Here is a 12463-nt window from a genome sequence, read left to right as displayed (position 1 = left end):
TTTAAAAGGCTCCCGAGAGGGAGCCTTTCTTCATTAAATCACGAAAAAATCACATTTCTTGCAAAGGGAGATGATCTTTCGTAAAATTGAAGTTCAATATATCTGCAAAGTGAATTCTTATTTTCTCATTAGCATCCTTTTTCATCTTTTCTGTGACGTGTGTGTAGATCTTTAGAGTTGTTTCTGGGTCATCATGTCCAACGCGCTTCATAATCGTTTTTGGGTCTACTCCAGCCTCTGAGAGCATGCTTATGTGGGTGTGTCTAAAGATATGGGGAGTGGCTTCTTTTTTGGATGAATGGATATCCATTGTCACGACAGAATACGAAATCCTTGTCATGATAATCACGGTACATTTTTCTGTTTTCCTGAACTATTTTTTGCTGCGTATTTCTATAATCGGCAAGCAAGTCCATAATGGTTTCGTCCAAGTCGAAAGTGCGGATAGACCCTTTAGTTTTAGGAGGGGTGAGTTTATATAGCTTCATATTGTTTTGCTCATTATAGAGAGTCTTGGTCACTCGAATTTCATTCGTTTCAAAATTAATATCCGTCCATTTTAAGGCACATAGTTCCCCTGAACGCATGCCTGAAAAGGCGAGAAGATAAAAACGCTCTAAATCCATTGGTAGGCCATGCAGGTATACTGCCTGAAGGAATTCCATTATTTCAGGCTTTTCTAAAAATTCGTCTTCAATGGTCGTATTTTCAATTTCTTCTACAGTCAGCATTTTGGCTGGTATGACTGCACCCGTGCAAGGATTGTCCAATCGCATTTTATTTTTTATTGCATATTTCATAATCATATTCGCAGTGACATGTACCCCTTCAATTGTGGTTCGGGCATATTTTTTATCATCGAGATCATTGAGTATGTTTTGATATTGCTTATGCGTTACCTTGTCAATATTTATTTTGGGAATGTATCTCACCAAAATTTTAATTTCTTTGCTTCTGACTCTGACGGTGCTTTCTTTGACCTCCCCTTTAGAGTAGGTTTTCAGCCAATCCCATGCAACTTCCTCGAAAGGGAGCTTTTTTACTTTCTTGGCATCCACGCCATGTTTAACAAGATGATAATGATAATTGGGGATGGCTTGGTCTGTTGGGATTAATTGGATTGGCAGGCTTAAGACGTCGCGACCATGAAAACCACAAAAAAAGATAATCGTAAATACAACTCAAAAACACCTTAACAATCCCCGCTAACCTTAACTGGTCGGCGGGGATTGTTTTTAATTAAACTATTTGCTGCTAAGTCTGAATACGTCGAAAGTCGTTTATTGTACACCTTTTTGTAAGGCGCTTTACGTGTATTCTGAAACCATCCCCAGTATGTGGCATCTGTTCTGAGGAAATGAAGTCTTAGAATAACGAATACGTCATTAAGCTAGCGGGCAGGATAGCGTAATATTTTGGTTGTAGTTATAATGTTTAATAGGGACATTTAATGGCTCCAATTCATCAGGAGTTACCAATGACTTGTGTCGAAATATTCGAAAAGGGGCAAGTTGTGTGAAAAAGACTGAAAAAATTTACAACACTGCAGTTGAGGCAACTTTAGAGGTAATTGGTGGGAAATGGAAACCTGTTATTCTCTTTCATTTGACATTCGGTAAGAAACGTAATAATGAATTTAAGAGCTTGATTCCCGCAATTACTCAAAAGATGTTAACGCAGCACCTTCGGGAGCTTGAAGAAGAGGGCGTCATCTTACGTATTTCCTATAATCAGGTACCACCTAGAGTTGAGTATGAGTTGACAGACTACGGCTGGAGTTTAAAGGAACTCCTACATCTGATGTGCCGTTGGGGGGATTCGCATATAGAGAGAAAGTACGAGGGAAAGGCTACTGTTCTGGCTAATCCAATGCTTACAGACGTAAATAACAGTTAGAAACCGACCCAGTACAAGGTCGGCTTTCTTATTTAAACGGTAGTTTACGGGATGACTTTACGCTTGCGGAAGTCGTTGAAGATGTTCATAAACATTGCTTCGGTATCGACGAATTCGTGAAAGCCTAAACGACGAGCCTTAGTTCCGTCGGCAAAAAAATCGTAATCCCATGCAAACACGAAATCGCCGAATAGCCAAGAGGATACGTCTTTATAGGAATTCCGAGCAAGCCCATGCTTCTCAACCATTTTGTTCCAAAGCTGCTCCTTGTCCTCCATGACAACGTCCAGAGACATCTGCAACGGAGGCGCTGTTTCCATACCAAAGTATTGAGCGATCTTCGGCCATAACTCATTCCAACGGAACAGATCGCCGTTCGTAATGTTGAATGCCTGATTCGCACAGCGTTCGTCGGTCGCCGCCCATACTGTTGCCTTTGCGAGAAGCCCAGCGTCTGTCATCTCCAAGAGGCTGTTATAAGCTCCCGACTTACCTGGAAACCGCAAAGGTATTCCCAGTTCCTTAGAAATTGAAGCGTAAATCGCTATGACCATTGCGAGGTTCATCGGATTTCCAAGCGAGAAGCCGCAGACTACAGAAGGACGGAGTGCAGACCAAGTCCAAGCCTTACCTTTTTGCCGTTGTTCTAAGAAATCTTGCTGATCAATATTGAACTCAGGAGGCATGTGGTTAGCGTCCGTCTCACGAGCAGGAGTTTTGAACGGGCCGAGATGTGCGCCGTATACCTTGTATCCCTGCATCAGACTGACATGTTTCAAGCCCGACGCGATTGGTTCGATCACTTCTACGATGTTCACTAACATGGCGAGGTTCGGTGGAACAAGTTCAGCCCAAGTTTGACGGTCTTGGTAAGCAGCATAAAAAATGTGTGTTACCCCAGTTAAATCGCTTAACTTCTCGTGAAGATCGTCTATATTGAGTAGATCCGCAGCCACATATCGAACATGGTTGCTAGATTCTCCACCGCGACGCGATACGCCGATCACGTCCCAATCAGGAAGAGAGATGAGGTGATCAATGAGGTTGCGACCGATAACACCATTCGCACCTACGACCAAGGCGACTTTGCGTGTTGTTGTAGATTCATTATTCATAGTGTTTCAGCTCCTTCTGTACTATTCTTTGTACAACATTATTTTGCATCAACTAACCATACATAGGAAGTACGCACTATAAAGTGACATAAGCACTTTAAAGTAATCGAGGTATATTCAGACGAAAAGAAGTCAGTCAACTCTCTCTTTGCTTTCTTAATCATTATGGTAGATGGGTATACTCGGCGCTAGATTTCAAAGGTAGTTTAAGTTAACGGGACACGTTAGCTTAAATAAAAACAGTGGTAGTCTAAGACTTTATTTTCAAGCCATAGTCTGCCGTTCTATTCCCACAGTTTTAAGTAAGCTAGGCGCAGAGTGGGCATAAAAGCCGGGTTGCTGCGCTGGAAGAGGACAACTATATCTCATGGGAAGACAAGACCATCCTGAGGCATACCGTAATTCTGGAGGGTGGGATCAATCAAAAGATCATCATGCTTGCAGGAGAAGGAGAAGGGTACTTTAGAGACCATTATTTCCTTCTAACGGTTTTGGATTATGATCGTATCCTAACATTTGAAGTAAGTGAATACTCTAAATAAAATAGTAAAAGCTCTGCTAACCTTAAGGTCAGCAGAGCTTTTTAGTTGAAAAATTGTTTACAGACGGACATTCAAGGTGCTTTTAATCCACTTTTTAATGTTCGATGAAAATAAAGTTTTGATAATTACAATAAAAGAAACAACGGTAGGCTAGGACGGGAAAATAAAGCCCTAGACTGTCGCTGTTTCATTGAACTAACGTCTCTGTGTTAGTTCAATCTAGACTGATGTGAATCTTGTTCATCCTAAGCCAACCAGGAGTTTAAAAAAGAGTATTTTCTTCGAGCAGTTGTGTCTCACGTAGATCTCTAGCCCTCCGAACAGAGGGCGAGTAAAAAACGTCACTATGCATATGCTGAATTTTATCCCAGTTTCCAGGATTGGTCGTGTCTGGAGAGCGGTGCTCCAGAATGGCCTGATACAGGGCCGTTTTTTGTTCCAAATGGGCAACGTGCTGTTTGGCTTCTTCGAGCTTAACGAGCGCCGCTTTCTTATGCTCTATCATGAGTGTGTAGCGTTGCGGAATGGTCGAATCCCCTTCGAGACAGAAATCGACGTACATTTTAATGACTCCAATCGGCATCCCGGATTGCTTAAGACATTTGACGCCATGCAACCAGTTGATCGATTCTTCGTCGAACATCCGAATGTTGTTTTGATTGCGCTGTACGCTTGGTACTAGGCCTTTATCCGTGTAAAAGCGTACAGCGTGCTCGGTGAGCCCCGTTATCTGGGCGGCTTCTTTGACTGTATACATGTGGAATCCTCCTTGGAAAAATAAAATTTTTGAAGACGGCTTGACTTCGTGTAACACGAAGGCGATAGGCTTATTGTAATGCAAGTCGACCGTAAGCGGAAGCCCACTGAGGTGCCCGATTTCCCAGTTCCGCTGGTTACCGCCTGATCGACACCGCCGCCGGTTATCTGAATGAGGAAGCGGTCGGTCGTGCGATCAAGCGCAGCGGCGTACCGCGTGAGCAGCTGTTCATCACGACCAAGCTATGGGTTCAGGATGCCGGCTACGAGAGTGCTAAGTTCGCGTTTGCCAAATCCTTGAAGAAACTGCAACTCGACTATCTCGATCTGTACCTTATTCACCAGCCGTTCGGCGATTACTACGGTGCTTGGCGTGCGATGGAAGACCTGTACCGCGAAGGCAAGATTAAGGCGATCGGTGTCAGCAACTTCCTACCCGACCGCCTTATGGACCTCATCGTTCATAACGAAATCGTGCCCGCCGTCAACCAGATCGAAACGCACCCGTTCTACCAGCAGACAGAGAGCGCAGCTTTTATGAAAGAGCAGAGAGTTCAACACCAGTCGTGGGCCCCGTTCGCTGAGGGACTTAACAACATGTTCAGAAACGAAGTGCTGGTCTCGATCGCAGAAAAACACAAAAAGTCCGTCGCTCAGGTCGTATTGCGCTGGCTTGTTCAGCGTGAAGTCGTTGTAATTCCAAAATCGGTGAGAAAAGAGCGGATCGTTGAAAACTTTGACATTTTTGATTTTGAGTTGAGCGCGGACGATATCGAACAAATTTCGACCCTCGATACGCGGGAAAGTCTTTTCTTATCGTACCGCGACCCGGAAGTCGCCAAGATGATGGGCAACTGGAGAGTCGATCTGTAAACCTTGAATCGAACCGTAAACTTATCACGCGTTTATCCTCTTATGGGGATGGAAAGGTCTACACTGCGGGACATCGTCATTCTGGAGGACTGGGAGCGGGATAGAGCATACCAATGCTGCCAAGAGAAGGTGAGAGGTATTTTAGAGAATATTAAATTCTCAGAAATATCATTGCTACTTCGTATGTCTCAATATACAATAGAAGGAAATTATTAATGAGAACGATATGTGGTGAATATTTCGTTATTTGAATCACAAAAAAATCACAATCTCGGCGAATATGGATGAATATAGGCAAATGAAATTTTCTGAATAGGGAAAAAAAGTGTTATAAATTAAGAGTTAAGTTCTGAAATGTCTAGCGGCGAGGCTTAATCAAAGATGGGCGGCATGATGTAATAAACATCATCAAGCCTTGATATATTGGGGTTTTTAAGTGGAATAAAGATAAATTTCATACTTTTGCTCATAGTAAGTAAAAATGCTCACTTTTTTCACAAAAACCGTCTTATCAGAAAAGGTCTCTCATCAGTTCACTGAACTGATGAGAGACCTTTTCTCTATATTGGCTGTCATATGAGGGGAAATATTCATTGTTGTGTTTATGTCTGTTATGCCTGAACGCTGTTGAATCTCCTTTACTCCCACACCCGCTTCAATTAAGAGAGAGGTATGTGTATTTCTGAATGAGGGTTAACGTTTTTATCAATACCTGCCTTTTTAAATAGACGTTTTAGTCTAGTTTCCACTACTTTTCTTGATTGCAGATGTCTATCATTTCGTGCAAAGATAAACTGGTTATCTACATATAGGTTTCCTTTCTCTAATTTTATTTCTTTTTGTTTGATCTCATGGCGTTTTAACATTTTCACAAGTTTTGCGTCAATACGAATGGTTCGGATAGATCCTGATGTTTTCAGTAAAAGTAATTCATACTTGTTTATATTGTTACTTGGATCGTATAAAGTCTTTGTAATACGAGGGATACACTTGTACCATAATAGCTTAAAGGCTATCGACAAAAGTATGCTTTCCTACATCTTGAGCAATTAGGGACACATGAATGGCACTGACATCACATGAACCCTTATTATCTTTGGAAAGATGATAGTTATTCGAACTTGCTTATTGTTCATAAAGCAGTTCATCAGTCAATTCATCAAAAAGACAAAGACAGAATAGAAAATTTTTATATTATTTAAAGCTTACTAATAAGTAGAAAGAAAAAGTGAATACTCTACGATTAAAATGTCGAAATGAAATAATCTAACTTTGGAAAAACAGCACTCGTCTACTTAATACATAGATAGAGTAAATTGGATTAGTTGGAACAAGGTAAGAGGTGGAAGTCACACGTACGGTGTGAACAGGGGGAAAAGGGAGCGATAACTTTAAACCCTTACCTATCTTTATGTAGAATACTTATGAAGTCGATTCTCCATTGTGAAATCGGCTTTTTTGATGCTGATGCACAAAAACTAAATTAGACATTCTTCTGCAAATTGGTATCAAAAGCTACGAATATTTAAGTATCGTTTGTTCAGAATATATATTATTGATAAAAAGGGGAGGAAGGATTTTGAATAAGTTAATTATCCATCATTGCTATTCCCGCTCATCCTTTGACTTGTCTGATAATCGCAACCATGGTTTGCCATTATATGTTAAACAACAGCCAGAAGCTTTTTTCTTTGACAAACCAGAGAGCATAGTTCAAATTGACCCTAACCCTAGTCTTAAGGATCTTTGGTCTATCCGCGTCCTCGTTTCATTTAATTTGTCTCCAGAAGGAGCTTTCAATCGGACATATAACCTTATCCAGGGTGATCATTGTTTTGGAATGTGGATTGAAAGTGATGGGTCATTGAGCGGGAACATCTTCACTGATCGCAACCATTGGGTAGTTCGATCCGAGCCAGGCCTTATTACTACTGACAACTGGCATACAGCAGAACTCCTATATGATGGAATAAATACTTCAGAACTTTATCTTGATGGAGTAAAAGTTGCCGAAACATATAATGGTGAGGGACAAGTAAGTTCTATTGGATCTAGAGGCATTGCCATAGGACACGAGGCCGATAAATTAGTAAACGACTGGACCTTTAAAGGGCTTATCAGTGAAATTAAATTGTTTAAATATGATCCATATAAAGACATTAATGGGCTCCTAAATTCCTCTTGCAAAGACAGTAAAGCCATTGATATTATTGTGCAAAAGTTACGAAAGGATAAAGAGACACCTGAATCGGTAGAAGCTAAAGGGCGTGAGATACTACAGTTTGGTCTCGACATCATGAGCCAAGTAAGGGGTAACGATGCTGAAGTTACAAAACAGCAACGTCAATACTCTTTTGAAGCTTTTACAGCCTTTTTGCGAGGCGACCAGGCAACTTACACTTCGGCTCAGGCTAGGCTTGCTTTACTCGCAATGCAAAACCTTAGTACACATCAGATTGAGGAAATTAAGAGGGAAAGAGACAATCTTATCAAAAGCATGCCTTTACCTTTCGATGAACTTCAAGGTGTACTAAGCGCGTTTTGCCTTAATAAGACAACCATAGATCCGAATGCGCTCGTTGACGAGATTCATCGTTTGTCTAGGTAAACCTGAGAATAAAACAGGAGGGTGATAAACATGTTTAAGAATTTAAACTCAGTGGAACTCGCTTTGGCTTTTCAGCCAATCCTCCTTTTCGATCCGAGTGAGCGATTTTACCCAATTGCCGCCGAAGAATGGTTGGATCATCTAGCCACTGATCCATGGGATGGAAAAACTAATAAGCGAGGTAGTGCGGTAATGGTGGTAGACCGCAATACCACTAGCTTTGGCGATATAGATGTTCAAGCAGGTAGCCATTACCCCACAGGTGATCACTTGGCCCTCAGTAATATCGAGCCTAACGGCATCGGACAAGAATTTACTGTTGGATTTAATCAGGATTTGTTTATTAATGTTGCAGGTTGGGATGATGCTCTGTCTCCTGACAATCAAGGCTACACAAAAGGTTCTCTTCAATACCTTGATTTGCTATTTAGGTCAGTAAGTAGCAATATTAATCCAATAATACCATTAGATGAACCTACACCCTCGCCCGAATTTACCTTACCGCGTCTAAGCGTCCCGACCATTTACGCCGAGGTTGAATGGGCTGGAACATATCCGCAGCTTGATAAAGAACGGAGGGATAGTGTAAAAGATAATAAACAACTTGATTTTCCCCCAAGCATTGAATCAGATGAACCTGATAAGAATAACATTATGCTAGACCTTGATCGTTATATTGCTATAACTTATTATATGCTTTATCCTGCAATGGAACCGGCCCTATCTAGTGAAGATGACGAGATTCATAAACGGGAGGGACAGTGGGAAGCGATTACTATTTTCATTAAAAATATCTTTGATGATCTAGGCATGCGTAAGAGCCGAGATGGACGGCAACGTATGGATTTTTTCTATGGGAACGATGTAAAGGAGTGTATTGACTATTTTGAGCCCCGCTTTGTAGTATTTAGTAAAGGTTATACTACCGGTGAAGATCTTGACTCACCATTGGCGGCAGAGGTACGTCCTCTTTTTAATGTCAACAATCCTAACCTGGGAGTAATCAGGTTTGGTACGAATACTGTGGCATTTGTCGGTGCTGGACTACACAAGAACTTGTTTAACATTGCAGGAGCAGTAGTGATTCCTGGGGATTCGCCTCCTGACCCTACTCTAAATTCCATTGGTGGTGCTATTATGGGGGCAGCTGGCACAGGTGCCGGGATCTGTCTTGCTTTTATAGCATCGCCAATTCCTCCAGCAGTCGTTGTATGTTTAGTTGTTTCTGGGGTGGTATTTTTAATTGGCCTAGTTTTGTTTGTGCTATCTTGGTTGCTCAAGGACGATCCAACGATTACAGAGGCATCTCTTCCGAGCAGTACCGACGTTGCTAGGAGAGGCGGAGGACAGGCATTGCCTCCAGGGTTCCCAACGTTAACAAGTCCAGGAGTTGCACCTGTGGGCAAAGGTCTAAAAGCCATGATTCGAGTAATTGATCGATTTGGATTCGATCCTGAATTACCTGAAAGTAGCTATCCACTACCTGAACCGACTTCATTGGAAAATCCAATTGTGGAAATGCCTACATGGTGGAACTTTTCGGGACGGTGGGGAGTTAGAACTGTCCACCGTGCAACTAGTGAATGGGATAGTGGTACCCGTCGTGTAGATAAATACGGGCGTTCAAGAGGTTACTGGAATACCTATCGTCTTATCAAGTTCATTTCAGATCCTGACCGTAAGAGCGATAATATTCGATTGTGAGTTATATTACTAAGGAATTTTAGTGCAATTTACTTAGGTGAGTTTAAAGACCATATTGTTTTACCAGTGATAACCAATTAAAGATTAATAAATTGAACGAATGTGTTATTAAAAGAAGAATTAAGCATTTTAAGGCTGAGGCCATCTTTTAGTTGTTCCATAAAACCACCTAATGGTATGCTGGGATCAATTCCGGCAAATGCTACTAGTTTCTTAGGGGGATTAAACCGATCTATTCCCCAATCTCAGAAATAATCGTGGCAGCGATTTTTTCACCGATGTCGGGGATTGATCGGATAATCATACACTCTTCAATATGCTTTACTAAAGCATCTATCTCGTCCTCAAGCGTGGATAGGTGCTTTTTGTATTCAAGAAGCATATTAATATACATGTTCAAACTTAAAGAAAGGTTATGATATAAGGTTTTCTGAAAAGGGTTTTGACTGCGGTAGCCATTAGTTTTTTTGCCTGACTATCTGCCCATTGTTATGAACGACTTTCACAGAACTCATTTATCTTGTTAGCGATGTTTTTTCGCCTGCTTTCAAAACTTCTTCTGAACTTGGAATTGATTGTAAGTCGGTAAAGAAAAAGAAACATCCGAATATAAGGCACCAAAAACTCCGTGAAATTGCCGTTTGGTTTGTACAAACATGCCTGTAATATGTTCAAGCTGTCCGTAAGGTTACGAAGGTTTAAGCGTTGGATTGCCGTTGTTTATAAGGCTCTAGGTCCTCTTTATAATACAGCCCGCAGAGGTGATTAGCGTCAATAATATTTGTCTTTACCTTACGTAAACTAGAACTCTTAGCCCGATACGATATGAAAGGATTCACTATAATTAATAAGTACCCTCTGTCAAGAAAAATTGCACAATTGGTGTGTGATAATGTCCAGTTGATTCTAATACTATGGGACGATGCCCACCTGATTTCCTAGAAATGAGCTTCGTTGGAATTTATATAAATGAAGTCATTTGTTTGAGGCCCTTTATTACATCATTCAGCCCATTCATCAAGTAATACAGGCTCACTAACACCTACACTCACGATGAAAATAATTCTGGGTTTAATTTTGTGAGAAAAAAGGCGTTGGATTATACACTTCTTGCAGCTGCATTAAGCCAGTTATGGATATGTGTATCCAGCCGTTGGGCGATGATTTGATAGATATTATAGATTGTGAAGGTGAGTTTGTTATTGAAATCGCGGTTTGCTCTCCCGAGGGATTCACACGACAGCTCCTTTAATCCAGGGTAACCACCGGCTGAGACAGCAGCGCGCCACGCATGGCATTTCGCGAACATCCGCTGTTTCGCATTACGCTATAACTAAAGCCGAGGGATACGATAATGGGAACAGCAGCCGAACAATATGATGCAGGACTTGAATCAATTTATTGGATGGATAATAAGCTTCAATAGGATGAGCTGTAATAATCCAAACATGATAGGGTCAGGCCTATGCCTATCTTTTCCTAGATGAAGTCAACAGCCCAATCTTTTTGGTTAATTGCACAATAAGCTACTTTGATTAGACTTTGGAGGTGACCATTAATTATGTTTCGACATTATTGTTGGCAAAAGAGAATGCATCGGAGAAAATTTAGAAGATGTACGGTTAAAAAAGTCAAAGTTTTGCCGAAGGTCATTGTTAAAGGGATTAGAGGACCTCAAGGGTCTCAAGGACCGCAGGGACCCCAGGGAGTTCCTGAAAGTCGCAAGATAATTAGGCGGTTGAACGCCCAAAATGAAAGCGTTGACATGGATTTTAACCCGCTATATACTTAGCTTAATTAAATGAATAGCTCTAGGATTGTTACTGTTACGCAGGCAAAACCTAAGGAACAAAATGTTAAGATCTAAGGATCTTATGTATTTTGTTATACTTAGGTTTTTTTGTTTATATAGAGAGAGGAAGGTTAAATACAAGTGGTTTCGGCACTCTGCTGAAGCCATTTTCTTCTATTTATATGTTCACATCTGAGAGGAGCGACAAACTTGGAATACAAATATGAGCTGGTCCAGGCAGACAATCATTTTCCGTTAAAAATTATAGTTCATTCCTCAAATGAACCAGCGTACATACCTGGGCATTGGCACGACAGCATCGAAATATCCTATGTGCTTTCAGGAAGAATCGACCATATCTACATCGATGGCGCGAGTTATAGCTCCAAAGAAGGAGATATTTTGCTCATTAATTCGAATGCCATTCATTCCTTTTCTGTAGCTAAGGGAAAAGGGAGAGAGGCTATAACGGTTCTGATTCCTTCTGAATTTATTAGAGCAAATGTTAACGGCAGTGACCCGATTTCATTTGACTGCGTATCCATTTTTGAAACTAACGAGCAGAGATTACTGCATTTTGCGGAGCTGCGTGATTTGTTAAACACCTTATTTGTGGCTTATCTCAACCGGCATAATGACCCTTTAGCGCATATCCATTTAACGTCATTATCTTATAAACTGGTGTATCTGTTATTAATGCATTTTAAAATGGATCATGAATCTATCCGTGGCTTTAACTCCGATAAATATTTGGAGCGGCTGACGTTGATAACCGATTATATCAAAAAGAATTACGATCAAAGCTTATCCTTGGATTCGATAGCTCAGGTTTTTGGGTTGTCTCCCGAATATTTGTCCCGGTTTTTTGTGAAGCATGTAGGGATGACCCTATTTCAATATATCAATGCCATCCGTCTGGAGAGATCTTTTCGAGCTCTCATGAATACGGATCATTCCATCATACAAATTGCGCTGGAGCACGGATTTCCGAACGAGAAGTCTTTTGCCAGGGTATTTAAAAAGGTTTATCAGGCAACACCGCATCAATATCGAAAAGAGAACAAGGGGTATTCTGGAGCAAGGAGTCAGTAATTGACCTGAATTAGGCTAATAAAAGACAGGATACAAATAAAAAAATCATTAAAATAAATAATGTAAGCGTTTTATTAATGGACCC

General features: G+C 41.0%; 8 protein-coding genes and 3 pseudogenes. 6 read left to right on the top strand and 5 right to left on the bottom strand.

Annotated features, from left to right (window positions below; genetic code table 11):
• Positions 1-49: 49 nt before the first annotated feature.
• The gene (locus MKX30_RS27410) at positions 50-247 is read right to left on the bottom strand and encodes a hypothetical protein (RefSeq protein ID WP_445671562.1); all 198 of its coding nucleotides are present in this window, start codon (positions 245-247) and stop codon (positions 50-52) included.
• Positions 248-263: 16 nt separating this feature from the next.
• Positions 264-1058, bottom strand: a complete 795-nt coding sequence (locus MKX30_RS15085; protein WP_053324876.1) for a site-specific integrase — start codon at positions 1056-1058, stop codon at positions 264-266.
• Between the two features lie 11 nt (positions 1059-1069).
• Here MKX30_RS15085 and MKX30_RS15080 point away from each other — a divergent pair.
• Together MKX30_RS15080 and MKX30_RS15075 are read left to right on the top strand one after the other, a co-directional pair.
• Positions 1070-1168: pseudogene (locus MKX30_RS15080) on the top strand (WGxxGxxG family protein); the annotation flags it as partial.
• 347 nt (positions 1169-1515) lie between these two features.
• The gene (locus MKX30_RS15075; protein WP_025685981.1) at positions 1516-1896 is read left to right on the top strand and encodes a winged helix-turn-helix transcriptional regulator; all 381 of its coding nucleotides are present in this window, start codon (positions 1516-1518) and stop codon (positions 1894-1896) included.
• Between the two features lie 44 nt (positions 1897-1940).
• Here the strand turns inward: MKX30_RS15075 and MKX30_RS15070 are convergent, their stop codons facing one another.
• Both MKX30_RS15070 and MKX30_RS15065 read right to left on the bottom strand, forming a co-directional pair.
• Positions 1941-3011: an SDR family oxidoreductase gene (locus MKX30_RS15070; RefSeq protein WP_025685980.1), complete on the bottom strand. Its 1071-nt coding sequence runs from the start codon at positions 3009-3011 to the stop codon at positions 1941-1943.
• 804 nt (positions 3012-3815) lie between these two features.
• Positions 3816-4310, bottom strand: a complete 495-nt coding sequence (locus MKX30_RS15065; RefSeq protein ID WP_053324878.1) for a MerR family transcriptional regulator — start codon at positions 4308-4310, stop codon at positions 3816-3818.
• A gap of 131 nt (positions 4311-4441) precedes the next feature.
• Here MKX30_RS15065 and MKX30_RS15060 point away from each other — a divergent pair.
• The 3 genes and pseudogenes from MKX30_RS15060 to MKX30_RS15050 all read left to right on the top strand — a co-directional run.
• Positions 4442-5182: pseudogene (locus tag MKX30_RS15060) on the top strand (aldo/keto reductase); the annotation flags it as partial.
• 1579 nt (positions 5183-6761) lie between these two features.
• Positions 6762-7790 carry a LamG-like jellyroll fold domain-containing protein gene (locus MKX30_RS15055; RefSeq protein ID WP_341062950.1) on the top strand — a complete coding sequence of 343 codons (1029 nt, stop codon included), beginning with the start codon at positions 6762-6764 and terminating at the stop codon, positions 7788-7790.
• 30 nt (positions 7791-7820) lie between these two features.
• Positions 7821-9494, top strand: coding sequence for a hypothetical protein (locus tag MKX30_RS15050; protein ID WP_341062949.1), 1674 nt, complete (start codon positions 7821-7823; stop codon positions 9492-9494).
• A gap of 164 nt (positions 9495-9658) precedes the next feature.
• On the opposite strand, the pseudogene MKX30_RS15045 reads toward MKX30_RS15050, so the two are convergent.
• Positions 9659-10410 (bottom strand): annotated as a pseudogene (locus MKX30_RS15045) (IS110 family transposase); the annotation flags it as partial.
• A gap of 1086 nt (positions 10411-11496) precedes the next feature.
• Between MKX30_RS15045 and MKX30_RS15040 the strand changes: the two are divergent.
• Positions 11497-12378: an AraC family transcriptional regulator gene (locus MKX30_RS15040; protein WP_053324884.1), complete on the top strand. Its 882-nt coding sequence runs from the start codon at positions 11497-11499 to the stop codon at positions 12376-12378.
• Positions 12379-12463 lie beyond the last annotated feature (85 nt).

The organism is Paenibacillus sp. FSL P2-0173, assembly GCF_038008045.1.
GTDB classification, from domain to species: domain Bacteria; phylum Bacillota; class Bacilli; order Paenibacillales; family Paenibacillaceae; genus Paenibacillus; species Paenibacillus polymyxa_B.
The sequence above is the reverse complement of the archived record's forward strand: the minus strand, read 5'-3'. Positions and strand labels throughout refer to the sequence as shown.